Below are 25,579 nucleotides of genomic sequence, written 5' to 3' on the forward strand. Positions count from 1 at the left end.
GCTCAATATGAATAGAGTGAGGGTTACTTCTTAAATTTCGCCAAAATACGATCCAAATGGTTTGCAAATTCGCGTCGATCGGTTTGAGAAAGCGCGGCGGGCCCACCTGTCTGAATTCCGCTTGAACGCATGGTTTCCATAAAGTCGCGGATATTTAGGCGAGCTTTGATGGTGTCTTTTGTATAGAGCTCGCCACGAGAACTGAGGGCTTGAGCGCCTTTAGAGATAACCTCATCTGCAAGCGGAATATCTGACGTGATCACCAAATCGTTGGCTTCTACACGCTTGACGATTTCGTTGTCTGCGATGTCAAATCCCGCAGGGACTTGTAGCGAGTGGATGTTGTCTCTTTTCGGCACAGGGACAACGTGGTTAGCGACAAACGTACATTCAATCCCCGTACGCTCGGCGGCACGCACAATGGTTTCGCGAATAACTTTCGGACACGCGTCTGCATCTACCCATAACTTCATGATGATTTCTCACTGAGTTTCGCTTCTAACTCTTCAATACGAATGGCTAGCATTTTTACGGTGTGTTCTAGGGCTTCAAGACGATCATTATCGGTGTGGTGTTGTGCTGCGATTTCAACCTTGGGTACGCGTTGAGCACTCTTCCAACTTTTTATTGCGGTGATTAACGCTGGCATTGGAACTGGCGTTTTCAATCGTGCTTTCACTAACGCTACGGTTGGCTCTTTTCCTTGTTGTTGCAACTGTTCCATTGCCGCTTCTAATTCTTTAGTAACGTCTTGAGTTAACATTTTTAATCCTTAACAACGATATATCTATCATCATACGTTGAGTGCGCTAATTTGGCGAATGGCATTTTGGAGAGTGTAGTGTGAGAGATCTCTTACATAGGTTGTGAGAGAAAACGATTTCGTAAGCGGAAAAAGAGAAGCTGAAGAGCTTAAGTTTCTGATAAATAATGATTTAACAACTTGTTAACCAATGTGGGAGCCAAATATTTATCTTAGATAGATTGTCTATTTTTGGAAAAGGCGTAAATTGAGAGTTGTCAGCAGGAAGCAGACATGGAACAGGAAAGCACCAAGGATTTGGTTATCGTCAGGAAGACGATTTGGTTGGTCAGGATGATTAATCAAGCATGGAGCGTAGGACATTGTAAGGATACGATCATCAATAGGATGTTGATGACTAAGGATAGACAATGGACCCCTCTAGGATTGAGGTTATGGACAGCATCAGGAAGATGCAAGGGACACCGCTCAAGGAACAAGTGACGTGTGCTAACGAGGAATGTTAGCAGTCAGGATGATAAGGACACCGCTAGGACGGCGACGTAAGGAATAAGCTGACGGAATCAGCCACTATTATGGATGATGCATGGAGCACTTTTAGTAGCCGGACTGCTGCGAGTAAGACCATGACCCCGATACTTATGTGTCGGGGTCTTTCTTATATAAAAACGATATCCAGTGTTCTCATTGAATTAAGCATCTCGATGTTATTTGGGGATATCAATATCACAAAATATATAAATTCCTAATAACACTTAATAAAAAACAACTCAGATCAATATCCTTTCCAACCAGTTGGTTTAACTTTCGGCTTCTCTACAAGGTGTTAGCCCGCAATCATTGAGCATGTTCAGCTCATCGAGTTTGTGATCTGCGGATAGATTAAGTTTGTTGTAATCAAGGAACAGATGTGGCCATAGTAACCAGAAGAATGCTTCTTCTACCCTACAATGAGTCGTTGCAACTAGAATTCGTCATGCTGAATTGCTGTGCGAAAAACCGTGCTGAATTGAATGGTCCGTATACAGTTGCGTCTGCCAAACAGATGTTTGAGAAAATACTGGATGATGAGAACATTTATAGTATGGCAGTGCTAGAGAGCACCAGTCGTGACTATATGGGGCACGTGTTTATTGCTAATCTCGATTCCGAACCTGAATTAGGGTTTATTTTTGATAAATCATATTGGGGTAAAGGGTTAGCAACAGAAGCACTAAAAGCATTTTTCCCCAAAGCGTGCCGTGAGTTGGGCTTGAATAAGGTGAAAGCTAACGTGAATAGCAATCATCAGGCTTCTATGGCGGTACTGAAAAAGCTGGGATTTGTTAAAACAAAAGAAAGTAAGGATGTATATGGTCCTTACTTTGAAATGGAATTTACAAGCGATGCGGTGGTAGGTGAAAGTTCTGCGGCCTGAAACCGACCATGGTTAACTCTCCTTGGTAGCAATCGTCACCAAGAGATGAAAACTCAAATTGATACACCGTATGCCAACGCCAGACTCCGTCTGGCGTTTTTAGTTTATGGGCACCAAAGGCGATGCTGATTAATTGGAGATCCAATTGCTCACATTTACGCGTGATGGCCGCTTTTGCGAGTTCGGCTTGGCGACGCTGTTGCCAAAACAGGTAACAGAAAAAGCAGAGCCCTAAAATTGCTAAAAGATCACCAATCATTCCTGAACCTTTCTTAGCTTTTTGTTGCTTGTTGTAAGCTGACTAGCGCATTTGCTAGTTCCTCTGATGGGTTTGAATGCAGCAAAGGCAATAACACCATTCTTAACTCTGGCAGCATCACTAAATCGGCAAATAACTGATTAAATAGGGATTGATTACCGGTTTGAGCTAAACGCAGCAAAAACTGTTCCGCTACCTTTTCATTGGCGAGTAAGTGCCAAGCGCGGCCCGCCACACCAATCAATACCTCCTGATGGCTTAAACGAGGGCTATGCAATATCGCATCTAATACTGGAGAGGCGACTTCTGTTGGTGCACCAGCAAGGGCTCGGATAAGTGCTGAAAGTAGGAAGAGATCAGGTTCGCTACTTGCGATTTCTTGCTGTGCCTTTTCTGCGATACGTTCTGCTAAACGCTCTTGTAGCTCTACATGCTCAAGCGCACCTAATAGGGCATAAAGTGGCTCATTTGGTAGGTGGTTCAACGCTTTGCGTATCATTACTCCGTTTTGCTCTTTGTCCAGGCGAGCGGCTATGTCTGTGATCCCTTGCAGACCTACAGTTTGCCAATTATCCCAGCCTAAACCTCCAGAGAAGTAATGCTGGGTATGCTCGTAATATTGGCTGGTAGGAAGATTGAGGTTTGCGCGGACCTGGCTATGAAACACGGCCATTTTATCTTCGGAAGGTTTGAAAGTGTATGGGTTGTTAGACAGCTTTTGCTGTTGCTCTTCAGTGATATCATCATTGAGGCGTGTTCCCATAGCCTCCACTACGTATTTAATGAAATTGCCGATATCCGCTTGCTTTAACAAACCGCGCTCGTCCAATTCAAACTTTAGAAACCAAATCCAAGGTTGCTTTTGTTCATTCCAGTACGCGATGGCTAGGTGTGCTTTACGTTGCATTGGAAATGGGTAAGGTGCTTGACCTTTTTCTACATCGGTAAACTCTTTCTTAGCGATGGTTTTGATACGGCGACCAAGATCGAAGATTTGATAATCACAGTGGCTGTTGTTCAACAGTTGAGTGAGGGTTTGAATGTTTTCCATTAAATACGACGTCCTAACGTTCTTTTCACAAGAAATGGTATCATTCTCGGCTAATTCAAGGTTCGAGATAGAATTAATGGTAACAAATACTCAATTGGTCGACTTACTTCACCAACTTGAAACGCAGCTTAGAGAGCATAAATTGTGGCAATACACTATGCCTTCAGAGCAAGCCTTACAAAGTGCGGAGCCATTTGCGATTGATACGTTGCACCCTCATGAGTGGTTGCAGTGGATTTTTATAGCCAGAATGCACGCACTAGTGAAAAATAACCAACCACTGCCAAGAGGGTTTTCTCTCGAGCCCTATTTTTCAGAAGCGTGGAAGCAGGAACCGCAGTTCGCCGAGCTGCTCGTTACAATCCGAACCATTGACGAACTGTGTAAGTAAATTAATGCTAGAACAAAAAATAGCGCGATCTTCAGAACCAGTTGAGCTGGAGATCGTTTATCAGGATGAATATTTTGTAGCGGTCAACAAGCCTGCCGGCATGTTAGTGCATCGCAGTTGGTTAGATAAGCACGAAACTCAATTTGTCATGCAAACTTTGCGCGACCAAATTGGTCAGCATGTGTTCCCATTGCATCGTCTGGATCGTCCAACATCTGGTGTGCTCGTGTTTGCTTTGTCGAGTGAAGTCGCATCACAAGTCATGCCGATGTTTGCTGAACATAAAATGGAAAAGACATACCACGCGATAGTACGCGGTTGGATTGAGGAAGAGGGCGTCTTGGATTACGCACTCAAAGTGGAGTTAGACAAGATTGCTGATAAGTTCGCTTCACAAGAAAAAGAAGCGCAAGAAGCGGTGACGGAATATAAGCCGTTGGCTAAAGTGGAGGTTCCCTATTCGACGGGTAAATTTCCTACAACGCGTTATTGCTTAGTTGAGATGAAACCTAAAACGGGGCGTAAGCACCAACTTCGTCGTCATATGGCACATCTACGCCATCCGATCGTGGGTGATACAACGCACGGGGATGGAAAGCACAACAAGCTGTATCGCACAGAGTTTGATTCTCATCGTTTGCTACTGCATGCTTCAGAGTTACGGTTTGTCCATCCATTTACCGATCAAGAGATTGTCATGACGGCCAATCTTGATGAAACTTGGCAGCAATTGTTTACTCGATTTGAGTGGGATGAACCGATAATCGGCGCAGTTAGATCTAGATAATGATTGAGTACAAATAAAAAGGGTTAGCATCAATGCTAACCCTTTTTAATATTTATGTGCCGTCCTAAATAAAGTTGACACTTTCCACCCCCAAAATTGGAGAGTGTTATGAAATCAACAACTAAAAGAGCTCAGCGCGATTACTCCCTCGCTTTTAAACTCACTGTAGTTGATGAGGTTGAAAAAGGAAGCCTCACTTACAAACAAGCCCAAGAGAAGTATGGCATCCAAGGTTGCTCTACGGTTTTGGTTTGGCTTCGTAAGCATGGTCGACTAGATTGGTCTAAAGGGACACCTAACTTTATGTCCAAAGGAGACTCTATGACCGAGTTCAATTCACCTCCTACACCAGAGCAACGTATTAAAGAGCTTGAAAAGCAGCTCGAAGATGCTCAACTCAAAGCCGACTTCTTTGAAGCTGTCGTGAACGTTATGGAACGTGACTATGGTGTTAGAGTGACAAAAAAGCACAAAGAAGCGTTGTCCAAGAGAAAACCATAGTAGGTTTGAGCGTTACGAAGTTTTGTCAGTTAGTACAAATCTCTCGCCAAGCTTATTATAAGCAATGCCAAACTCAATCTCGTTGTGAACATCATGAGCATACTGTCATTGGCTTTGTCCGTGAAGTCAGGCTGAAGCAGCCACGCATTGGCACGCGTAAACTGAAGTTCTTAGCAGCAACAAAGGGCATTCAAATAGGTCGCGATAAGCTCTTTGAACTTCTCAGAAAGCATCGGCTGTTAGTGAGAGCAAGACGAGCCTATCACCGAATGACTGACAGCCGTCATCGATTTTTCTGTCACCCAAACAAAGTGAAAGATGGGCTGACACCAACGAAGTCAGAACAACTGTGGGTTGCTGATATTACTTACTTGCCAACTCAAAATGGAGAGAGTTATCTCAGCTTGGTTACAGACGCTTATTCAAGGAAGATTGTTGGTTTTTATGTGGATGACAACATGAAAACTCAATCAGTTAAGCGGGCATTTATCTCAGCTCTCAGGCAACGGCAGAGTGAAGAAAAGCTAATACACCACTCAGATAGAGGCTCACAATACTGTTCGAAGGAATATCAAGATATCCATAAGAAACATAGGGTGACTTGCTCAATGACTGACGGGTATGACTGTTATCAGAATGCTTTAGCTGAGCGTGTAAATGGGATACTCAAAATGGAGCTCTTGCTGAAGAAACCGAAAGATCTGAAAGAAGCAAGGACGATGGTAGCAGAGTCCGTAGATATCTATAATCAAATGAGGCCTCATACGGCTTTAAAATACAAAACGCCCGATGAAGTACATCGAGCGTTTTAGTTAAAAAGTGTCAACCCATATCAGGACGGGTCATTAAGACTTAACGTTTTACTTTAGTTTTTCAAGATCCGCTTCGATCTCTGCGATCTTGCTCGAAACGACTTTTTCTAAATGACGAAGGTCTGAAAGAATTTTCTCTTTTACATCAACCTCAGGTTGTTTCGTTGGCTTAGTGATTTTATTCAGTTCATCAATGACTAATGTGAGGTTACGGTTGATTTCCGTTACTTCTTTATATTTGTGACTGCCACTGTCCACAAGAACATTTTTGATTTGGCGCGGGTATTTGAATTTAACGCTTTTAGCGAACAGTTCGCCTTTTTGCTTGTGGAAATAGATCTTGAGTACGTCTTTGTGTGCTTCTTGGCGTAGGGAATAACGTTCAATCTGCTTAGGGTCGTGAATACCCAAACCAGTGAGGTGGGGATACATAGGCTACCTCTATTACATCGAATTGATATTGATATAACTGTAGCAGCCTATGTATGAGCTAGATAGCTGATATTTAGCCAAAATGCTTAACTTGTGGGCAAGATCGCTCTCGCCCTGAACCGAAAAGATTGGCAGGTTTGATCTAAGCTGCGACCTCATCAGATAACTTTTCGATCAATCTCTCTCTTAGCTCATCCTGTTGTTCTTCACTTAATCTTCCCCCTGCATCACTGGTTAAAATAAACAAGTCTTCTGCTCGCTCACCAATGGTGGTGATTTTTGCACCATGAAGGTTGATATTTAAATCAGCAAACGTACGGCCTACTTTGGCCAACAGCCCTGGTGTGTCTAGCGCGACAAACTCCATTAAAGTGTGTTTTTTACCTTTGGTTGGTAAGAAGTCGACTTTGGTTTTCACGTTAAAGTGCTGAAGTTTGTTCGGAGTACGGCGCGTTTTAATCTTGGTTGGTCGGCCTGCCTCCAGTACATGAGTGAGGTGTTTAATCACCGCGGCGTGACGAGACTCATCGATCGCTTCGCCATGTTGATCGAGTACCATAAAGGTATCAATCACGTGCCCATCTTTGCTGGTCATGATTTGCGCGTCGTGTACATTAAAATTACGCCTATCTAACTCCGCCACGACTGTCGCAAATAAAGCAGGCTGGTCTTTCGTATATACAAACACCTCAGTGCCGCCACGAGTGGCTTTTTTACTGATCAACACCAAAGGCTTAGTCGGATCTTCCATGCGAAGTAAGTGTTCGCAGTGCCACGCGATTTGCGTATGGGTATGACGAAGGAAGTAGTCAGCTTTGAAGCGTTGCCACAATACTTCAATTTCGCGCGCGGCAAACCCCTCTTTGCGCAGCATTGCGGAGGCCATTTGTTGATTGTGGCGAATTCGCTCACGCACATCGACAGGGTTCTCTAGGCCTCTACGTAAAGCACGTTGTGTGGAGTAATACAGCTCCGCAAGTAAAGTTCGTTTCCAAGCATTCCAAAGTTCTGGGTTGGTTGCACAAATATCTGCAACTGTCAGGCATACAAGATAATCGAGAGATTCTTCGTCTCTGACTTTTTTGGCAAACTCGGTAATGACATCAGGATCATAAATATCTCGGCGCTGTGCGGTGACAGACATTAATAGATGATGTCTTACCAACCAAGCGACAAGTTTCGCTTCGGGCTTCGATAAACCATGCTCAATGCAGAAGTCGTACGCTTCTCCTTCACCGATAATCGAGTGATCGCCGCCACGACCTTTCCCGATATCGTGGAAAATAGCGGCAATAATCAGCAGCTCTTTCTTTTGCATCCGAGGGTAGACGTCACAGCAAATAGGGTGCTTCGCATGATTTTCTGGGTCACTAAAAGTGTTGATGTGTTTAAGTAAGCGAATACTGTGTTCATCAACGGTGTAGGCATGGAATAAGTCAAACTGCATTTGACCAACAATCTGACTCCATTGCGGTAAATAGGCCGCCATAACCCCTAATCGGTGCATGAGGCTGAATGCTTTGTGAAGAGCATTAGGGTGACGACATAACGCCATGAACTTTTCACGCGCAGCAGGAATGGTGTGCAAAAACTTGTTGAGCCGACGCCGAGCGGTGCGCAGTTGACGCAGCGTTGGTGGGCTCACCCCTTCAATAGTTGAGTCGTTAGCAATATGTAAGAACATATCCAGAATAGTTTCTGGGCGAGCTTGGAACAATGCGGGTTTCCGCGCTTCAATTAAAGAACCGCGACGTTGAAAGTCCGTATCGAGAATCTCGGCACTTTCTGTCGCCCCACCATTAATGATCGCTTGGTCAAAGAGTTTGAGTAGCATTTTATTGAGCTCTGCCACACGACGAAGCGTGCGGTAGAACTCTTTCATCATCATTTCTACGCCTCGGTTGCCTTCTCCGACGTAGCCTAGATTTTCCGCAACTTGTGCTTGATGAGCAAAGGTCAAGCGGTTGTCATAGCGGCGAAGCTCCATGTGCAGAGCGAAACGTACTCGCCAAAGGAAGTCCTGACATTCAACCAATTCTCGGTATTCTGCGTCAGTTAAAAATCCGTATCGGCTCATTTCCAACAATGAAGTAGCACCAAAGTGACGTCGAGCGACCCAGCTTAATGTATGAATATCGCGCAGCCCGCCAGGGGTTGATTTAATGTCCGGTTCTAAGTTGTAGGTCGTGTCGTGGTAACGTGCATGGCGTTCGCGCTGCTCTTGAATTTTAGCGCGGTAAAACGTCTCACTTGGCCAGAAGGAGTCTGATAACACGACTTTCTTCAGTGCCTGAAAGGTGTCCTCGCTTCCACACAGCAGTCGCGCTTCTTGCAGGTTTGTCGCGACCGTTAGATCGGCTTTACCAATTTCAGCACATTCAGTAACGGTGCGAACAGCGTGTCCGACCTCGAGTTTTAAATCCCACAACAGCGTAATGAATTCGCTGATTTTTGCTTCTAACGCGGTTGGCAGTTTATTGTTCGACAGAATCAAAATATCGATATCGGAGAGCGGATGCAGCTCGCCTCGTCCGTAGCCACCAACGGCAACTAGGGAAATGTTGTAAATATCCTTGAAACCAAAATGTTGCCACAAACGATTGAGAAGCAGATCCATATATTCAGCTCTGGCTAAAACCAAGCTTGTTACCGGATGATGATTGAGAAACTCTTGGTTTTGATTAGAGCTAAACTTCTCTAATTCTTGTTTGAGTTCACCGATATTGATTTGTTCATCGGAAAAGGTAAGAGGGGACTGAAGTGTCATATTTGCCATCCGTGCAAGCTAATCTAATAACAATCTAACAAATTTGCGGCAGATAAAAAATATCCCCGCCGAAGCAGGGATATAGTAAACAACGAGTGGTCGTCAGCTTTACGCGTTTTTCATTAGGCGAGGAATCGTATCGTCGCTACGAAGCGTCAGTACTTCACAACCTTCTTTTGTTACAACAATGGTATGTTCCCATTGCGCAGAGTTCTTGCCGTCGCCCGTGTAAACAGTCCAGTCATCTTGTGCATCAACAGAGCAACCAAATTTACCTGCGTTAATCATCGGCTCAATAGTAAAGCACATGCCTTCTTTTAATACGCGGCGGTCTTTGTTCTTGTAATGAACCACTTGTGGTTCTTCATGGAACTCATCGCCGATACCGTGGCCACAGAAGTCTTTCACAATAGAAAACTTGTTGCGAGGATTGTTCTTGTTATTCTCTTTGATGTACTTCTCGATAGCTGTACCGATGTCACCAACCGTTGAACCTGGCTTAACGGTACGCATACCAACGTACAGTGCTTCTTGAGCTACCATGCACAGACGTTTGTTTGCAGGCGAAACATCACCGACTAGGAACATCTTAGAAGTGTCACCATGGTAACCCTGAGGACGCACGCTCAGATCGGCATTCTCATCATTTGGAACGATTACGGTAATATCAACGTTTAAGATGTCACCATCTTTTAGTACCGCCGGCTTCATTTGGCCGTTGCTACCGATTTCGTCTTTTTCCGCTGGAATACCGTGGCATACGATATGGTTGATTGAAGTACAGATCGACTTAGGGAAACCATGGTAATCAAGCGGAGCAGAGTATGCGCCTTTTTCTAGAGCGTACTCATGACAGATTTTGTTTAACTCTTCTGTCGTCACACCAACTTTGATGTGTGGTTCGATCATTTCTAGAATCTCTGCGGCTAGCTTGCCCGCAATGCGCATGCGTTCTATTTCTTCAGCAGTTTTAATCTTGATTGACATTGGCTTTCTCTACTTATTCCTAAGCACGTAAACGTGCGAATGGCCGCATTCTATCAGACATCGGGGCGTTAACCCAAGTTAGATAGGAATATGCATCATTCTTAATTCGATCATATGTTTAAAGTTTTGCTTATAAATAGGAGAAAGTGGCTCGGTGAAGAAATAATTTTTACTAGCCACAGTGAGCTAAAATATGGTATAAAGCGCGCCGGAATAGAGGACTGTTCTCTTCGTTTAGCAAAGTTAAGCGGCGAAGCAAGCTTCATCCGAATAACCTTTTATCTTTAAATCACACACATTCCGTCACATATTCCGGGGTGCTGAGCAGAAGCTTGGTCGGGGTTATGGGGAATGTGGAGGCCTAACCCCATAGAGGATTTTAAAATGGCAACTGTATCAATGCGCGATATGCTAAAAGCTGGTGTTCACTTCGGTCACCAGACTCGTTACTGGAACCCAAAAATGAAGCCATTCATCTTTGGCGCTCGTAACAAAGTTCATATCATCAACCTAGAAAAAACTGTACCAATGTTCAACGACGCTCTAGCTGAACTAGCTAAAGTTGGCGAGAAGAAAGGTAAGGTTCTATTCGTAGGTACTAAGCGCGCTGCATCTGAAGCTGTTAAAGAAGCTGCAATCGCAAGCAACCAGTTTTACGTAAACAACCGCTGGTTAGGCGGTATGCTTACAAACTACAAAACAGTTCGTCAGTCTATCAAGCGTCTAAAAGAACTAGAGACTCAATCTCAAGACGGTACTTTTGACAAACTAACTAAGAAAGAAGCTCTAATGCGTACTCGCGAAATGGAGAAGCTAGAGAAATCTCTTGGTGGTATCAAAGACATGGGCGGCCTACCAGACGCTCTATTCGTAATCGACGCTGATCACGAACACATTGCAATTAAAGAAGCTAACAACCTAGGTATTCCAGTATACGCTGTGGTAGATACTAACTCTAACCCAGACGGCGTTGACTACGTAATCCCAGGTAACGACGACGCGATCCGCGCTGTACAGCTATACCTGAACGCTGCTGCTTCAGCAGTATCTGAAGGTCGTAACAAAGACGTAGCTGCAGTTGCTGAAAAAGACGGTTTCGTAGAAGCTGAATAATAGCGGCTCTGTGTCACACTTGGTCTATGTGAAACCTTTGTGTAGCATAAACTAAGTTATAGTTAGCAATGGGGGCCGACAATGTTAGGCCCCTGTTTTTTACCTTATTTCGAATCAAACGAGGAAGACAGAATGGCAACTGTAACTGCTGCTCTAGTTAAAGAACTTCGCGAGCGTACTGGCGCTGGCATGATGGAATGTAAGAAAGCGCTTGTAGAAGCAAACGCTGACATCGAACTAGCAATTGAAAACATGCGTAAATCTGGCGCAGCGAAAGCAGCTAAGAAAGCTGGTAACGTTGCAGCTGAAGGCGCAATCATCATCAAAGAAGAAAACGGCGTTGCTGTTCTTCTTGAAGTTAACTGCCAAACTGACTTCGTTGCTAAAGACGGTAACTTCACTGCATTCGCAGAAGAAGTTGCAGCTGCAGCTCTAGCTTCAAAAGCTTCTGTTGAAGAACTACAAGCACAATTCGAAGACGCACGTGTAGCTCTAGTAGCTAAAATCGGTGAAAACATCACTATCCGTCGCGTAGAATACGTTCAAGGCACTGCAATCGCTTCTTACCGTCACGGTGAGAAAATCGGTGTTGTTGTTGCTGGTGAAGGCGACGCAGAAACTCTTAAGCACGTTGCAATGCACGTTGCTGCTTCTAAGCCAGAGTTCGTTAACCCAGAAGACGTACCAGCTGACGTAGTAGAAAAAGAGAAAGCGGTTCAAGTTGAAATCGCAATGAACGAAGGCAAGCCTGCTGAAATCGCTGAGAAGATGGTTGTTGGCCGCATGAAGAAATTCACTGGCGAGATCTCTCTAACAGGTCAAGCTTTCATCATGGAGCCTAAGAAAACTGTAGGCGAAATGCTGAAAGAAAAAGGCGCTTCAGTTTCTACGTTCGTTCGCCTAGAAGTAGGTGAAGGTATCGAGAAGAAAGAAGAAATGAGCTTCGCTGAAGAAGTTGCAGCAGCTCAAAAAGGTTAATCCTTAGAGACTGTATAAAGATTAGACCGTAGCCAAGGCTGCGGTCTTTTTATGAGCAGTGAACGATTAGCCGTGATGAATAGCCATAACTGAAGTTGTGTCTATTCATGACTGTTAATCAACAACTCTCTTTGGAAGGTAAACTCCATGACTACGAACCCTAAACCAGCGTATCAACGTATTCTATTAAAACTGAGTGGTGAAGCTCTTCAAGGTGAAGACGGTTTTGGTATTGATCCTGCGGTCCTTGATCGTATGGCACAAGAAGTTAAAGAACTGGTTGAACTGGGTGTTCAGGTTGGTGTAGTTATCGGTGGCGGTAACTTGTTCCGTGGTGCAGGCCTAGCTGAAGCTGGTATGAACCGCGTAGTTGGTGACCACATGGGTATGCTTGCTACAGTAATGAATGGCCTAGCGATGCGTGATGCTCTTCACCGTGCATACGTAAATGCGCGCGTTATGTCTGCAATCCCTCTAAAAGGCGTATGTGACGACTATAATTGGGCTGATGCGATCCGTGAGCTTCGCCAAGGCCGAGTTGTCATCTTCTCTGCTGGTACTGGTAACCCGTTCTTTACAACGGATTCTGCTGCTTGTTTACGTGGTATCGAAATTGAAGCGGATGTCGTACTAAAAGCGACGAAAGTTGATGGTGTATTTACTGCTGACCCTGTAGCAAACCCAGACGCAGAGCTGTATGATAAGCTATCTTATGCAGAAGTTCTGGATAAAGAGCTGAAAGTTATGGACTTGGCGGCGTTTACGCTAGCTCGTGACCACAAAATGCCAATCCGCGTATTTAATATGAACAAGCCAGGCGCACTACGTCGCGTGGTTATGGGCGAAGCAGAAGGCACGCTCATCAACGAATAAGCTTGGCTTAAGGTGCCACTCCAAAGCGTTAGGGTGGTGCTTGCTTTGCTCAACCGTTTTAGGCTTTCTTCAGGAAAGATGACATTTTTAAGGTGAAACTGTGATTAACGAAATCAAAAAAGACGCGCAAGAGCGCATGGATAAAAGCGTTGAAGCGCTTAAGAACAACCTTTCTAAAATTCGTACAGGTCGTGCACACCCAAGCCTACTATCTGGTATTTCTGTAGAATACTACGGTGCAGCAACACCTCTAAACCAAGTAGCAAACGTTATTGCTGAAGATGCACGTACACTTGCAATCACGGTTTTTGATAAAGAGCTGACGCCGAAAGTAGAAAAAGCGATCATGACGTCTGACCTTGGTCTAAACCCTATGTCAGCTGGCACTATCATCCGCGTTCCACTTCCACCGCTAACGGAAGAACGTCGTAAAGACCTAGTTAAGATCGTTCGTGGTGAAGCTGAAGGTGGTCGTGTTGCTGTTCGTAACATCCGTCGTGACGCAAACAACGATCTTAAAGCGCTTCTAAAAGATAAAGAAATCTCTGAAGATGAAGACCGTAAAGCACAAGACGAAATTCAAAAGCTAACTGACGTTGCAGTTAAGAAGATCGATGAAGTTCTTGCTGCAAAAGAAAAAGAGTTGATGGAAGTTTAATACTCCCACACACATCACTGTTGGAAAACGCTGTGCTCACAGCTCAGCGTTTTTTTATGTTAGTCTATCCAACTGATGGAACTCAATTAACTCCCTATGCAAAATTCTCAAGCCTTCTCTGATTCCCTTCCTAAGCATATTGCCATCATTATGGACGGTAATGGCCGTTGGGCTAAGTCCAAAGGAAAACCTCGCGTATTTGGTCATAAAAAAGGCGTTAGTGCCGTTCGTAAGACCGTGGCTGCTGCTTCAAAACTAGGCATTAGAGCCATGACGCTGTTTGCTTTTAGTAGTGAAAACTGGCGTCGTCCGGAGGAAGAAGTGGGTCTTTTGATGGAACTGTTTATCACGGTCCTGTCTAGTGAAGTAAAAAAACTACACAAAAATAACTTACGCTTGCGCGTGATCGGTGATACCAGTCGATTTAGTGAGCGTCTACAAAAGAAAATTGTAGAAGCAGAAAACCTAACGGCAGATAACACGGGTATGGTGATCAACATTGCAGCCAACTATGGCGGTAAATGGGACATCACAGAAGCTGCTAAAACGTTAGCGCTAAAAGCACGTAACGGTGAAATTCGTGTAGAGGATATCAATGAGCAGCTAATCACTGAGCATTTGACCATGGCAGACCTACCGGAAGTGGATCTTTTAATTCGCACCAGTGGAGAGTGCCGCATCAGCAACTTTATGTTGTGGCAAATGGCTTATGCAGAAATGTACTTTACACCAGAGTACTGGCCAGAATTCGATGAAGACAGTTTGGTAGAAGCTGTGACTTGGTTTATCAACCGAGAACGTCGTTTTGGCTGTACAGGTGAACAAATAAAGGCATTGATGGCAGCTCAATAAGGACTAGTTAGTTTGAAACAGAGAATAATAACAGCACTAATTTTAGCTCCCCTGGTTATTTTAGGCATTTTTAAATTACCGCTAATGGGCTTTATTGCCGCTTTAACTGCAATAACGCTATTAGGTTTTTGGGAGTGGACTCAGTTTACAGGAAGCAACTCTCGCATTGCTGCCCTTGTGCCGGCAATCATTATTACCGGACTTAGTTTTCTATACATCTCGCCTGATGCATATAGCCTCAATCACTTAACGACACCTCATTATGTCGTCTTGGGTATTGGTTTTGTTTGGTGGATTATTGCTAGCTTAATGGCGATTACTTACCCCAAAACGACGAAATCTTGGCAAAGTAATTTTGTTTTACGTCATGTATTTGGTTTTCTGACATTAATCCCATTCCTTTGGAGTGTGATTATTCTCAGAGCGTATGACATCACTGTAGATCCATACCACGGCGCAAAGCTTGTGTTGTACGTTTGTTTCTTGGTATGGGCTGCAGATAGCGGCGCCTACTTTGCAGGCAAAAGCTTAGGCAAACGTAAGATGGCTCCTCATGTAAGCCCCAATAAAACTATTGAAGGGCTAATTGGTGGCATTATCACGGCATTAATCGTAGCGTGGGCATTTGCTGATTGGTTCGACATCCAGTTCACTAGCCCTGTCCATATGGTGCTGATTACGCTGGTTACTGTCGTTATTTCAGTGCTTGGTGATCTGGTTGAAAGTATGTTCAAACGTGTCTCAGGCATTAAAGACAGCAGTAACATTATCCCAGGGCACGGTGGTGTGCTAGATCGTATCGACAGCCTAACCGCAGCATTCCCAGTTTTTGCTCTTCTTTACTACGTATTCTAATTTATCAGGAGCGGCGTCGTCGCTCCTGAGCTTTCTAACGGTCTTACAACATGCAAAAGTTAACGATTCTTGGTGCTACTGGATCAATTGGTGCAAGCACGCTTAAAGTGGTCGAACAAAACCCAGATCTGTTTTCTGTCGTTGCCTTAGCGGCAAGCACTAACGTTGAAAAGATGATCGGTCTATGTCGTCAGTGGCAACCTAAATATGCGGTCATGGCAGATAAAGCTGCGGCGTCTCAACTTCAAGCTGAGCTACACTCGGTTTCGCCAGGTACCGAAGTGCTAGGTGGTACTGATGCGCTATGTCATATAGCTTCGCTGGACGAGGTCGACAGTGTAATGGCTGCTATTGTAGGAGCCGCTGGCTTATTGCCTACCATGGCTGCCGTGAAAGCAGGTAAGCGAGTCTTGTTGGCAAATAAAGAAGCACTTGTAATGTCAGGCCAGCTATTTATTGATGCTGTAGAAGAATTTGGCGCAGAGCTACTTCCCGTCGACAGTGAACACAACGCCATTTTCCAATGTTTACCACAGCAAGTACAAACCAATCTAGGTCGTTGCAATTTACAAGAACATGGCATTTCTCATATTTTGTTGACTGGATCTGGTGGTCCTTTCCGTTACACTGACATCGCAGAACTGGAGCAGGTGACACCCGCGCAGGCGATTGCTCATCCAAACTGGTCGATGGGGCCAAAAATTTCTGTTGATTCTGCCACGATGATGAATAAAGGCCTTGAGTATATCGAAGCTAAGTGGCTATTTAATGCTGCTCGCGAACAACTGAAGGTGGTTATTCATCCTCAATCGGTAATTCATTCTATGGTTCAGTATCGTGATGGTTCGGTCTTGGCACAAATGGGAGAAGCGGATATGGCGACGCCAATTGCGCTCACCATGTCATACCCGTCAAGAGTGGAAGCTGGGGTTAAGCCGCTAGACTTCACGAAAGTTGGTGAGCTGACGTTTTTGCAGCCTGATTTTGCTCGTTACCCATGTTTAAAGCTCGCAATTGATGCCTGTTATGAAGGTCAACACGCAACAACAGCATTGAATGCAGCTAATGAAGTCGCTGTTGATGCATTTTTAAATAACAGACTAGGTTTTACCGATATTGCTCGCATCAATGAGTCTGTGTTGAATAAAATCAACGCAAGCTGCAAAGCTGAGAATGCGAATAGCTTGGAAAGCTTGCTCGAGCTAGATAGAATGGCACGAACTATTGCCCTAGAAACCATACGCGAGCGTAGCTGATGACTGGTATATTGTGGAATCTCATTTCTTTTATCGTCGCACTGGGCATTCTTGTTGCCGTGCACGAATTTGGGCATTTTTGGGTTGCTCGCCGTTGCGGCGTTAAAGTTGAAAAGTTTTCAATCGGTTTCGGCAAGTCTATTTGGAGTAAAGTAGGCAAAGACGGAACGGAGTACAGCATCTCAATGATCCCTCTCGGCGGCTATGTGAAAATGGTTGATAGCCGTGTCGATGAGGTGCCAGAACATGAGAAGCACCTAGCGTTTGATAAGAAGCCGTTATGGAAACGAACCTCTATTGTTGCGGCTGGCCCCATCTTTAATTTTCTTTTCGCAATTTTTGCCTATTGGTTGGTATTTCTAATTGGTATCCCAGCAGTTAAGCCTGTAATTGGTGAAGTTACGCCCAATTCGATTGTTGCGGAAGCTGGAATTGAATCTGGAATGGAACTTAAATCGATATCTGGTATCAAAACTCCGGATTGGGAATCAGTAAATATGGGATTGATTTCTCATATTGGCGATGATTTGATGACGGTAACACTAACGTCAGCGAATGAAGTTGGTTCAGAAGTAACGAAAACGCTCGATTTACGTGAGTGGAAGTTCGACCCAGAAACTCAGTCAGCGATGCAGTCGTTAGGTTTTGCTCCGTATACACCGGAGGTGTATCGAGTTATCGAGCAGGTCTCGCAAGGTGGAGCGGCGGAAAAAGCCGGTGTGCTTCCAGGTGATGAGGTTGTCGCAATTGGTCAACAACGCGTAACCGAATGGAAGCAAGTGGTTGAGGCGGTTCGTTCTAATCCTGATACACCGCTTGAATTGACAGTGTTACGTCAGGGTTATGAGCAAACATTGACGCTGACGCCCGGTAGCCGTGAGCTAGCTAACAAAGAAGTCGTTGGTTTTGCAGGTATTGCACCTAAAGTCGCAGAATGGCCAGAAAGTTATCGCTTCGATCTTCAGTTTGGTGTATTCGAGTCAATAGGTAAAGCAGTAGACAAAACTGGCCAAGTCATTGGTTTGACAATCAGCATGCTTAAGAAGCTGATTGTTGGAGACGTTGGTCTGAATAATCTGAGTGGACCAATATCAATAGCCAAAGGCGCAGGCGCGACAGCAGATTATGGTTTGGTCTACTTTTTAGGTTTTCTCGCTCTAATTAGTGTTAACCTAGGTATTATTAACCTCGTTCCTTTACCAATGTTGGATGGCGGTCATTTGTTGTTTTTTGCAATTGAAGCAGTCATTCGACGTCCTGTTCCTGAGAAAGTGCAGGAAATGGGCTTTAGAATTGGTGGTGCGATCATCTTCTCGCTCATGGCGTTAGCGCTATTTAATGATTTTACTCGTCTGTGATAGTTCAGAGACAAAAGCAGTAGCAAGGAATAATTAGAACAAGTATGGCGATTAAGCGAATTCTATTTGCAAGTTTACTGGCGACCAGTGTATCTGCAAATGGAGCAGAGAACTTCGTAGTTCAAGATATTGAAATCGATGGATTGCAGCGTGTAGCACTGGGTGCTGCATTGTTGAAAATGCCTGTACGTGTCGGTGATACCATTGGCCAAGGCGATGTTGCAGAAATTATCCGCGCCCTGTATGCATCTGGTAACTTTGAAGATGTGAAAGTGTTGCGTGACGGTGGTGTTCTGATGGTTCAAGTCAAAGAACGTCCTACCATTGCAAGCATCTCTTTTTCAGGTAACAAAGCAATCAAGGACGAGCAGCTACAAGAAAACCTGAACGCGTCTGGCGTTCGTGAAGGTGAAGCGCTTGACCGCACCACGCTAAGCAACATTGAAAAAGGCTTAGAAGACTTTTACTACAGCGTAGGTAAATACAACGCAACAGTAAAAGCGGTGGTGACTCCACTACCACGTAATCGTTCTGATCTTAAGTTTGTCTTTACTGAAGGTGTGTCGGCAAAAATTCAGCAAATCAACTTTATCGGTAATGAAGTGTTCAGTGATGAAGAACTGCTTTCGCGCTTTAACTTAAATGTTGATGTGCCGTGGTGGAATTTCCTTTCTGATGAAAAGTATCAAAAGCAAGTTCTTGCAGGCGATATTGAAGCACTCAAATCATTCTACCTGGATCGTGGTTACTTAAAATTTAACGTTGATTCGACACAAGTTGCAATCTCTCCTGACAAGAAAGGGGTATACATTACTCTTGGTCTAGAAGAGGGCGAGGTTTACACCGTTAAGGACGTGAAGTTCCGTGGTGATTTGATTGGCGAGGAAGCGACGTTCGAAAGACTTGTGCCATTTGAAGACAATGAGACATACAACGGCTCGTTGGTTACTTCAATGGAAGAAGGGATTAAGCGTGTGCTTGGTGAGTCCGGTTATGCTTATCCTCAAGTGAATACCATTCCAGAGTTTGACGACGAGAATCAAGAAGTTTCTTTGGTCGTTAACGTAGACCCGGGTAACCGAATTTATGTTCGTGATATTCGCTTCACGGGTAATAACTCAACCAAAGATGAAGTCCTTCGTCGTGAAATGCGTCAGATGGAAGGCAGTTGGTTGAACTCGAAATCGATTGAAACGGGTAAAACTCGTCTAAATCGTTTGGGCTACTTTGAAAATGTTGAAGTACAGACGGTTCGAGTTCCTGGTAGTGATGATCAAGTTGACCTAGTTTACTCTGTCAAAGAAGCGAACTCTGGTAGCGTTAACTTCGGTGTTGGCTACGGTACAGAATCGGGTGTGAGCTTCCAGGTTGGCCTGCAACAAGATAACTTTATTGGTAGTGGTAACCGTGTTGGTATCAACGCGATGATGAATGACTACCAGAAAAACATCAGTCTAGATTACCGTGATCCGTACTGGAACTTAGACGGTGTAAGCTTAGGTGGTAAGGTTTTCTATAACGAATTTGAAGCGAAAGAAGCCAATATCGTTGACTATACCAACGAAAGCTATGGCGCGAGCTTAACGTGGGGTTTCCCATTCGATGAGTTGAACCGTTTTGAATTCGGTGTCGGTTATACGCACAACAAGATCGGTAACTTATCGCCTTACTTACAGGTAGAGCAGTTCTTACGAGCACAAGCAGACAACATTGATTCTAGTGGAGCGTTGAACACAAACGATTTCGACTTCAATATCTCTTGGACACGTAATAACTTAAACCGTGGCTACTTCCCTACGGCAGGTAACCATCAGCGTGCATTCTATAAAATGACCGTACCTGGCTCTGACGTTCAATACTTCAAAATGCAGTACGATGTTCGTCAGTATGTGCCATTGACTAAAAAGCACGAGTTTACCCTCTTGTTCCGTGGCCGCTTAGGTTACGGTAATGGTTACGGTCAAACGGATGGCAACGATAACTTGTTCCCATTCTACGAAAACTACTACGCAGGTGGCTTTACATCGCTTCGTGGCTTTGGCTCAAACTCTGTTGGTCCTAAAGCGGTTTACCGTGATACATCTGGTTCAAACAATGGCGCAGATACAGCAACAGATGACTCTGTTGGTGGTAACGCCGTAGCGCTAGCAAGTGTTGAGTTGATTGTCCCAACACCATTTGCATCAGAAGAAGTACAAAACCAAATTCGTACCAGTATCTTCTTTGATATGGCAAGTGTTTGGGATACGGAGTTTGACTACCGCGATTCAGGTGCGGAATATGGTGACCGTTACTACTACGATTACTCAGATCCAACCAACTACCGCTCTTCTTACGGTGCGGCGTTGCAGTGGATGTCTCCAATGGGGCCACTAGTATTCTCACTAGCGAAACCAATTAAGAAATTTGATGGCGATGATGAAGAGTTCTTCACATTCACTATCGGTAGAACTTTCTAAAGAGGAAAATATTTTGAATAAAATGATCAAAGCGGCTGGGATTGGCCTTCTTGTACTGAGCTCTTCAATGTTTGCAAATGCGGCAGAAGCTGCACAGAAAATTGCTTACGTAAATACAGCTCAAGTTTTTCAAGCTCTTCCTCAACGTGAAGTTGTACTACAAAAAATGCAGAAAGACTTCAAAAGCAAAGCTGATGAACTGAAGTCAATCCAAGCACAAGCTAAAACAAAGATTGAGAAGCTACAACGTGACGGCGAGCTTTTGGGTCAAGACGAAGTTGAAAAGCTACGTATCGATATCGCGAAGCTCGACAGCGAGTACAAAGTGAAAGCACAAGCACTTGAAAAAGCAAGTGCGCGTCGTGAAGCTGAAGAAAAAGCGAAGCTTTTCAAAACGATTCAAGATGCAGTTAAGAAAGTCGCAGACAAAAATGGTTACGATCTTGTGATTGATATCTCTGCTTTGCAGTACGGCAAGCCAGAATACAATATCTCTGAAGACGTAATTAAAGCTCTAAAATAAGAAGTTATGAAGACATTAACATTAGCCGAATTGGCGACAATTACCGGGGGTGAGCTGTTTGGTGACGAGTCTCTCGTTGTAAGCCGTGTTGCTCCAATGGATAAAGCACAAGAAGGTGACGTAACCTTCTTGTCTAACCCAAAATACGCAAAACACCTTTCTGAGTGCCAAGCTACCGTTGTTATGGTAAAGGCTGAGCATAAAGATCAATGCGTTGGAAATGCGCTAGTGGTTTCAGACCCTTATGTCGCATTTGCTCGTGTGGTCCAAGCGATGGATACCACACCAAAACCGGCAGACGATATTGCACCAAGTGCTGTGATTGCCGCTGACGTTAAGATGGGTGAGAACGTTACAATCGGCGCTAACGCTGTGATTGAAACGGGCGTGGAACTCGGCGACAACGTAAGTGTTGGTGCTGGTTGTTTTATCGGTAAGAACGCCAAGCTAGGGAATAACACCAAGCTTTGGGCTAATGTCACTATCTACCATGAAGTGTCATTGGGTGATGACTGTCTCGTTCAATCGGGTACCGTCATTGGCTCTGATGGCTTCGGTTATGCGAATGACAAAGGCGAGTGGATTAAAATTCCTCAGCTTGGTTCAGTGCGTATCGGTAACCGCGTTGAGATTGGTGCTTGTACTACGATTGACCGCGGTGCACTCGAAGATACTATCATTGAAGACAATGTCATTCTGGATAACCAACTTCAAATCGCGCACAACGTGCAGATCGGATATGGTACCGTGATGCCTGGTGGTACTATTGTCGCGGGCAGTACAAAAATTGGTAAGTACTGCCAGATTGGCGGCGCGTCTGTTCTGAATGGCCATATCACTATCGCAGATGGTGTGGCTATTACAGGTATGGGCATGGTAATGCGCAGTATCGAAGAAAAAGGCCTTTACTCATCAGGTATCCCACTACAAACGAACAGAGAGTGGCGTAAGACCGCGACTCGAGTTCACCGTATTGATGAGATGAATAAGCGCCTAAAAGCGGTTGAAAAACAGCTGGAACAGAAAGAAGAAATTTAGAACAAGTTATCTTTCGCTCTGTATTTAATACGAAGGCTAACAAGCTCTAGTTCCATATTCTGTAAGAAGACTCGCGAAATGCGGGTCTTTTTCTTCTATAATGACGCGCTCTAAGTAGATTTAACTCCAAGATGGTGCGTATTTTGCTAGTATATTGCAAAGCGATTCGGCTTTACGACCTGTTGCCACGTTTGCCATCTTGGCGGCAAAAAATTGATATAGGAAGACGACTTTGACTACTGAAAAGAAAACGATGAACATCTCTGAAATTCAAGAGCTACTACCTCATCGCTACCCATTCTTATTGATCGACCGAGTGATAGACTTCCAAGAAGAGAAGTACCTTCACGCGATTAAAAACGTGTCGGTTAACGAACCTCAGTTCACAGGTCACTTTCCTCAACTACCAGTATTCCCAGGTGTTTTGATTTTAGAAGCAATGGCTCAGGCAACAGGCTTACTTGCATTTAAATCATTTGGTGCACCAACAGAAAATGAACTGTACTACTTTGCAAGCGTAGACGGCGCGAAATTCCGTAAACCAGTGGTTCCGGGCGACCAATTGGTTATTGAGGTAGAATTTCTGAAAGAACGTCGCGGCATTGCTGCATTTAGCGGTGTAGCAAAAGTTGACGGTGAAGTGGTATGTTCTGCAGAACTGAAGTGTGCTCGTCGAGAGTTTTAATATGATTCATGAAACCGCTAAAATCCACCCGGCAGCGGTGGTAGAAGAGGGCGCCAAAATTGGTGCTAACGTAACAGTAGGTCCTTTTACGTACATCACCTCTACGGTTGAAATTGGTGAAGGCACAGAAGTGATGTCTCACGTTGTGATCAAAGGTCACACAACTATTGGCAAAGATAACCGTATTTTCCCACATGCTGTCATTGGTGAAGAAAACCAAGACAAAAAATACGGTGGTGAAGACACAACTGTGGTTATCGGTGACCGTAACGTCATTCGTGAAGCGGTCCAAGTTCACCGCGGCACAGTGCAAGACAAAGCAACCACGATCATTGGTGATGACAACTTATTGTGTGTGAATGCACACGTTGCGCATGATGTTGTTATTGGTAACCACACTCATATCGGTAATAACTCGATTCTTGGTGGTCACGTTACTGTTGATGATTATGCCGGTGTGATGGCACTGTCTGCGATTCATCCGTTTTGTACAGTGGGCGCTTACGCGTACATTGGCGGCTGTTCAGCAGTGGTGCAAGATGTCCCAGCTTACGTACTCGCGCAAGGTAACCACGCCACACCTTTCGGCTTGAACCTTGTTGGCTTGAAGCGTAATGGCTTTGAGAAACCAGAGATTCGTGCGCTACAAAAAGCGTATAAAGAAATCTACCGTTCAGGTAAGACGCTAGAAGAAGTGAAGCCTATTCTAGCTGAAATGGCTCAAGAGTGGCCAGCAGTGAAGCGTTTCTCAGATATTCTGGAAACGACGGAACGTGGCATTATTCGTTAATTGGCGAATGAACCAATAAATAAAAAGATCGTGACCGAATTTGAGGTTACGATCTTTTTGTGTTTTATGGATAAGGCAAACCGTTATCCATAGCGCACAGGAAAAATAGCGAAGTAGATATGGAAAGACCATTACGTATTGGCATCATTGCCGGAGAATTGTCTGGCGATACGCTAGGTGAAGGCTTTATCAAAGCAGTAAAGCAGCAATATCCAGACGCAGAGTTCGTAGGCATTGGCGGTCCGAAAATGATAGCCCAAGGTTGCGAGTCTCTGTTTGATATGGAAGAGCTTGCGGTGATGGGATTAGTCGAGGTTTTAGGCCGCTTACCGAGACTTCTTAAAGTGAAAGCTGAGCTCGTTCAGTATTTTACTCAGAATCCGCCTGATGTTTTCATCGGGATCGATGCTCCTGACTTCAACTTACGCTTGGAGCTTGACCTCAAGCAAGCGGGCATTAAAACCGTTCATTACGTGAGTCCGTCTGTTTGGGCTTGGCGTCAGAAGCGCATCTTTAAAATAGAAGCGGCAACGAACTTGGTGCTAGCATTTCTTCCGTTTGAGAAAGCGTTTTACGACAAATTTAATGTACCTTGTGAGTTCATTGGTCATACCTTGGCTGATGCCATCCCACTAGAATCAGAACAAGCGCCTGCACGTGAGTTGCTTGGTTTAGAACAAGATAAAAAGTGGCTTGCTGTCCTGCCAGGCAGTCGTGGTAGCGAGTTAAAAATGCTCTCAGAGCCATTTATTGAAACCTGCAAGTTACTTCATAAAAAATTTCCAGAACTGGGGTTTGTTGTCGCGCTTGTTAATCAAAAACGCCGTGAGCAGTTTGAACAAGCATGGAAAGTGCTCGCACCAGAATTAGACTTCAAGTTAGTTGATGACACTGCACGCAACGTCATCACCGCATCCGATGCCGTGATGCTGGCCTCTGGTACTGTAGCGTTGGAGTGTATGCTTCTCAAGCGTCCAATGGTGGTGGGTTATCGTGTGAATGCATTTACCGCTTTCTTGGCTAAACGTTTATTGAAAACGAAGTATGTGTCATTGCCGAATATCTTGGCGGATGATGAGCTTGTCAAAGAATATCTACAAGATGAATGCACACCAGACAATTTGTTTACTGAGGTTTCTCGCTTATTGGAAAGCGACAATAAACTGATGTTAGATAAGTTTACGGAAATGCATCATTGGATTCGTAAAGATGCGGACCAACAAGCCGCAAACGCGGTTCTAAAACTGATTGAAAAATAGAGATTTATCATGGCTGTTAAACCAAAAGCGACCAAAACCAAAGTTGAACTCCCTCCGTTTGAATATCCGCAAGGTTACCAGCTTGTGGCCGGAGTCGACGAGGTAGGACGTGGTCCTTTGGTGGGAGACGTCGTCACCGCTGCGGTTATCCTTGATCCTAACAATCCTATTGAAGGGTTGAACGATTCGAAAAAATTGACCGAAAAGAAACGCATGGCGTTGCTTCCTGAAATCAAAGAAAAAGCATTGGCGTGGGCGGTCGGGCGTTGCTCTCCTGAAGAAATCGATCAACTGAATATTTTGCAGGCGACTATGGTTGCGATGCAGCGTGCAGTGGCGGGGTTACAGGTTCAACCTGATTTGGTGTTGATTGATGGTAACCGTTGTCCGGAGCTGCCAATGGATGCTCAAGCTGTAGTAAAAGGCGATCTACGTGTTGCCGAAATCAGTGCGGCTTCAATTATTGCCAAAGTCGTGCGTGACCAAGAGATGGAAGAGTTGGATAAACTTCATCCACAATTTGGCTTCGCGAAGCACAAAGGTTACCCAACTAAAGCGCACTTTGAAGCGATTGAGCAACACGGAGTGATCAGTGAACACCGCAAGAGTTTCAAGCCAGTAAAAAAAGCGTTAGGCATAGAATAATCAAACGATCTAATTGGTGTTATAAACCCAACCTCTTTAGGTTAGAATCCCCAACAAAATAGAGTTACAC

General features: G+C 44.5%; 26 protein-coding genes. 19 read left to right on the forward strand and 7 right to left on the reverse strand.

The genetic code is table 11. The annotated features are described in order from the left end of the window. Positions 1-23 precede the first annotated feature (23 nt). Together R7Z50_RS12090 and R7Z50_RS12095 are read right to left on the reverse strand one after the other, a co-directional pair. On the reverse strand, positions 24-473 hold the full coding sequence (locus tag R7Z50_RS12090; protein ID WP_005380310.1) for a YaiI/YqxD family protein: 450 nt from the start codon (positions 471-473) through the stop codon (positions 24-26). Continuing rightward, entirely contained in the window at positions 470-763 is a 294-nt protein-coding gene (locus R7Z50_RS12095; protein WP_033905520.1) for a hypothetical protein, read from the reverse strand. The genes R7Z50_RS12090 and R7Z50_RS12095 overlap by 4 nt, the downstream gene beginning before the upstream one ends. A gap of 931 nt (positions 764-1,694) precedes the next feature. On the opposite strand from R7Z50_RS12095, the gene R7Z50_RS12100 reads away from it, so the two are divergent. Further along, positions 1,695-2,180 carry a GNAT family N-acetyltransferase gene (locus R7Z50_RS12100; protein WP_025768243.1) on the forward strand — a complete coding sequence of 162 codons (486 nt, stop codon included), beginning with the start codon at positions 1,695-1,697 and terminating at the stop codon, positions 2,178-2,180. Here R7Z50_RS12100 and R7Z50_RS12105 read toward each other — a convergent pair. Both R7Z50_RS12105 and R7Z50_RS12110 read right to left on the reverse strand, forming a co-directional pair. After that, positions 2,140-2,439, reverse strand: coding sequence for a DUF3301 domain-containing protein (locus tag R7Z50_RS12105; RefSeq protein WP_005380315.1), 300 nt, complete (start codon positions 2,437-2,439; stop codon positions 2,140-2,142). The genes R7Z50_RS12100 and R7Z50_RS12105 overlap by 41 nt on opposite strands. A gap of 13 nt (positions 2,440-2,452) precedes the next feature. Beyond that, positions 2,453-3,490 (reverse strand): DUF3549 family protein, encoded by a 1,038-nt coding sequence (locus R7Z50_RS12110; RefSeq protein ID WP_085569849.1) that lies wholly within the window; start codon positions 3,488-3,490, stop codon positions 2,453-2,455. Between the two features lie 76 nt (positions 3,491-3,566). Here R7Z50_RS12110 and R7Z50_RS12115 point away from each other — a divergent pair, with 76 nt between their 5' ends. From R7Z50_RS12115 to R7Z50_RS12125, 3 genes are all read left to right on the forward strand, one after another. Further along, positions 3,567-3,881, forward strand: coding sequence for a YqcC family protein (locus tag R7Z50_RS12115; RefSeq protein WP_042521408.1), 315 nt, complete (start codon positions 3,567-3,569; stop codon positions 3,879-3,881). 4 nt (positions 3,882-3,885) lie between these two features. Then, complete coding sequence (truC, locus tag R7Z50_RS12120) at positions 3,886-4,668, forward strand: tRNA pseudouridine(65) synthase TruC (protein WP_005391793.1); 783 nt, start codon at positions 3,886-3,888, stop codon at positions 4,666-4,668. A 108-nt stretch (positions 4,669-4,776) separates the two neighbouring features. Next, positions 4,777-5,981, forward strand: a protein-coding gene (locus R7Z50_RS12125; protein WP_318149103.1) for an IS3 family transposase whose coding sequence is annotated in 2 segments (ribosomal slippage) — positions 4,777-5,128 and positions 5,128-5,981 — 1,206 coding nt in all. Because the reading frame shifts where the segments join, the coding sequence is not laid out codon by codon here. 48 nt (positions 5,982-6,029) lie between these two features. Here the strand turns inward: R7Z50_RS12125 and R7Z50_RS12130 are convergent. The 3 genes from R7Z50_RS12130 to map form a co-directional block, all read right to left on the reverse strand. After that, entirely contained in the window at positions 6,030-6,413 is a 384-nt protein-coding gene (locus tag R7Z50_RS12130; RefSeq protein ID WP_005380322.1) for a DUF3461 family protein, read from the reverse strand. Positions 6,414-6,555: 142 nt separating this feature from the next. Beyond that, positions 6,556-9,180 carry a bifunctional uridylyltransferase/uridylyl-removing protein GlnD gene (glnD, locus tag R7Z50_RS12135; RefSeq protein WP_017636037.1) on the reverse strand — a complete coding sequence of 875 codons (2,625 nt, stop codon included), beginning with the start codon at positions 9,178-9,180 and terminating at the stop codon, positions 6,556-6,558. 108 nt (positions 9,181-9,288) lie between these two features. Further along, on the reverse strand, positions 9,289-10,167 hold the full coding sequence (map, locus tag R7Z50_RS12140) for a type I methionyl aminopeptidase (protein WP_005380326.1): 879 nt from the start codon (positions 10,165-10,167) through the stop codon (positions 9,289-9,291). Between the two features lie 384 nt (positions 10,168-10,551). Here map and rpsB point away from each other — a divergent pair, with 384 nt between their 5' ends. The 15 genes from rpsB (at position 10,552) to rnhB (ending at position 25,509) form a co-directional block, all read left to right on the forward strand. Then, positions 10,552-11,280: a 30S ribosomal protein S2 gene (gene rpsB, locus R7Z50_RS12145; protein ID WP_005380327.1), complete on the forward strand. Its 729-nt coding sequence runs from the start codon at positions 10,552-10,554 to the stop codon at positions 11,278-11,280. 132 nt (positions 11,281-11,412) lie between these two features. After that, positions 11,413-12,258 carry a translation elongation factor Ts gene (gene tsf, locus R7Z50_RS12150; protein ID WP_005380328.1) on the forward strand — a complete coding sequence of 282 codons (846 nt, stop codon included), beginning with the start codon at positions 11,413-11,415 and terminating at the stop codon, positions 12,256-12,258. Positions 12,259-12,405: 147 nt separating this feature from the next. Continuing rightward, entirely contained in the window at positions 12,406-13,131 is a 726-nt protein-coding gene (pyrH, locus tag R7Z50_RS12155; RefSeq protein ID WP_005380329.1) for a UMP kinase, read from the forward strand. Positions 13,132-13,231: 100 nt separating this feature from the next. Beyond that, positions 13,232-13,789 (forward strand): ribosome recycling factor, encoded by a 558-nt coding sequence (gene frr / locus R7Z50_RS12160; RefSeq protein ID WP_005380330.1) that lies wholly within the window; start codon positions 13,232-13,234, stop codon positions 13,787-13,789. 96 nt (positions 13,790-13,885) lie between these two features. Next, complete coding sequence (locus R7Z50_RS12165) at positions 13,886-14,641, forward strand: isoprenyl transferase (RefSeq protein ID WP_005380331.1); 756 nt, start codon at positions 13,886-13,888, stop codon at positions 14,639-14,641. Between the two features lie 12 nt (positions 14,642-14,653). Continuing rightward, on the forward strand, positions 14,654-15,496 hold the full coding sequence (locus R7Z50_RS12170) for a phosphatidate cytidylyltransferase (protein WP_005385351.1): 843 nt from the start codon (positions 14,654-14,656) through the stop codon (positions 15,494-15,496). Positions 15,497-15,546: 50 nt separating this feature from the next. After that, a complete protein-coding gene (gene ispC / locus R7Z50_RS12175; protein ID WP_005391796.1) occupies positions 15,547-16,752 on the forward strand; it encodes a 1-deoxy-D-xylulose-5-phosphate reductoisomerase in 1,206 nt (401 codons plus the stop codon). Then, entirely contained in the window at positions 16,752-18,110 is a 1,359-nt protein-coding gene (rseP, locus tag R7Z50_RS12180; RefSeq protein ID WP_005380334.1) for a sigma E protease regulator RseP, read from the forward strand. The genes ispC and rseP overlap by 1 nt, the downstream gene beginning before the upstream one ends. Positions 18,111-18,154: 44 nt before the next feature. Beyond that, on the forward strand, positions 18,155-20,569 hold the full coding sequence (gene bamA, locus R7Z50_RS12185; RefSeq protein ID WP_005391802.1) for an outer membrane protein assembly factor BamA: 2,415 nt from the start codon (positions 18,155-18,157) through the stop codon (positions 20,567-20,569). A gap of 13 nt (positions 20,570-20,582) precedes the next feature. Further along, positions 20,583-21,092 (forward strand): OmpH family outer membrane protein, encoded by a 510-nt coding sequence (locus tag R7Z50_RS12190; RefSeq protein ID WP_005391804.1) that lies wholly within the window; start codon positions 20,583-20,585, stop codon positions 21,090-21,092. A 6-nt stretch (positions 21,093-21,098) separates the two neighbouring features. After that, complete coding sequence (gene lpxD / locus R7Z50_RS12195; RefSeq protein WP_005380347.1) at positions 21,099-22,130, forward strand: UDP-3-O-(3-hydroxymyristoyl)glucosamine N-acyltransferase; 1,032 nt, start codon at positions 21,099-21,101, stop codon at positions 22,128-22,130. A 232-nt stretch (positions 22,131-22,362) separates the two neighbouring features. Further along, a complete protein-coding gene (fabZ, locus tag R7Z50_RS12200) occupies positions 22,363-22,815 on the forward strand; it encodes a 3-hydroxyacyl-ACP dehydratase FabZ (RefSeq protein ID WP_005380349.1) in 453 nt (150 codons plus the stop codon). A gap of 1 nt (position 22,816) precedes the next feature. Beyond that, positions 22,817-23,605 carry an acyl-ACP--UDP-N-acetylglucosamine O-acyltransferase gene (gene lpxA / locus R7Z50_RS12205; RefSeq protein WP_005380357.1) on the forward strand — a complete coding sequence of 263 codons (789 nt, stop codon included), beginning with the start codon at positions 22,817-22,819 and terminating at the stop codon, positions 23,603-23,605. A gap of 119 nt (positions 23,606-23,724) precedes the next feature. Beyond that, complete coding sequence (gene lpxB / locus R7Z50_RS12210; RefSeq protein WP_005391809.1) at positions 23,725-24,864, forward strand: lipid-A-disaccharide synthase; 1,140 nt, start codon at positions 23,725-23,727, stop codon at positions 24,862-24,864. A gap of 9 nt (positions 24,865-24,873) precedes the next feature. Next, positions 24,874-25,509 carry a ribonuclease HII gene (gene rnhB / locus R7Z50_RS12215; RefSeq protein ID WP_005380361.1) on the forward strand — a complete coding sequence of 212 codons (636 nt, stop codon included), beginning with the start codon at positions 24,874-24,876 and terminating at the stop codon, positions 25,507-25,509. The last annotated feature ends 70 nt before the right edge of the window (positions 25,510-25,579 follow it).

The sequence above is a fragment of the Vibrio sp. 1249-1 genome (assembly GCF_033340495.1).

Coding starts and splice junctions, on each gene's coding strand:
- rpsB (WP_005380327.1), top strand. CDS start 10,552: ATGGCAACTGTATCAATGCGCGATATGCTAAAAGCTGGTGTTCACTTC.
- R7Z50_RS12165 (WP_005380331.1), top strand. CDS start 13,886: ATGCAAAATTCTCAAGCCTTCTCTGATTCCCTTCCTAAGCATATTGCC.
- rnhB (WP_005380361.1), top strand. CDS start 24,874: ATGGCTGTTAAACCAAAAGCGACCAAAACCAAAGTTGAACTCCCTCCG.
- lpxB (WP_005391809.1), top strand. CDS start 23,725: ATGGAAAGACCATTACGTATTGGCATCATTGCCGGAGAATTGTCTGGC.
- R7Z50_RS12110 (WP_085569849.1), bottom strand. CDS start 3,490: ATGGAAAACATTCAAACCCTCACTCAACTGTTGAACAACAGCCACTGT.
- truC (WP_005391793.1), top strand. CDS start 3,886: ATGCTAGAACAAAAAATAGCGCGATCTTCAGAACCAGTTGAGCTGGAG.
- R7Z50_RS12100 (WP_025768243.1), top strand. CDS start 1,695: ATGCTTCTTCTACCCTACAATGAGTCGTTGCAACTAGAATTCGTCATG.
- lpxD (WP_005380347.1), top strand. CDS start 21,099: ATGAAGACATTAACATTAGCCGAATTGGCGACAATTACCGGGGGTGAG.
- pyrH (WP_005380329.1), top strand. CDS start 12,406: ATGACTACGAACCCTAAACCAGCGTATCAACGTATTCTATTAAAACTG.
- R7Z50_RS12115 (WP_042521408.1), top strand. CDS start 3,567: ATGGTAACAAATACTCAATTGGTCGACTTACTTCACCAACTTGAAACG.
- ispC (WP_005391796.1), top strand. CDS start 15,547: ATGCAAAAGTTAACGATTCTTGGTGCTACTGGATCAATTGGTGCAAGC.
- rseP (WP_005380334.1), top strand. CDS start 16,752: ATGACTGGTATATTGTGGAATCTCATTTCTTTTATCGTCGCACTGGGC.
- tsf (WP_005380328.1), top strand. CDS start 11,413: ATGGCAACTGTAACTGCTGCTCTAGTTAAAGAACTTCGCGAGCGTACT.
- lpxA (WP_005380357.1), top strand. CDS start 22,817: ATGATTCATGAAACCGCTAAAATCCACCCGGCAGCGGTGGTAGAAGAG.
- bamA (WP_005391802.1), top strand. CDS start 18,155: ATGGCGATTAAGCGAATTCTATTTGCAAGTTTACTGGCGACCAGTGTA.
- R7Z50_RS12095 (WP_033905520.1), bottom strand. CDS start 763: ATGTTAACTCAAGACGTTACTAAAGAATTAGAAGCGGCAATGGAACAG.
- R7Z50_RS12130 (WP_005380322.1), bottom strand. CDS start 6,413: ATGTATCCCCACCTCACTGGTTTGGGTATTCACGACCCTAAGCAGATT.
- R7Z50_RS12090 (WP_005380310.1), bottom strand. CDS start 473: ATGAAGTTATGGGTAGATGCAGACGCGTGTCCGAAAGTTATTCGCGAA.
- map (WP_005380326.1), bottom strand. CDS start 10,167: ATGTCAATCAAGATTAAAACTGCTGAAGAAATAGAACGCATGCGCATT.
- R7Z50_RS12105 (WP_005380315.1), bottom strand. CDS start 2,439: ATGATTGGTGATCTTTTAGCAATTTTAGGGCTCTGCTTTTTCTGTTAC.
- glnD (WP_017636037.1), bottom strand. CDS start 9,180: ATGACACTTCAGTCCCCTCTTACCTTTTCCGATGAACAAATCAATATC.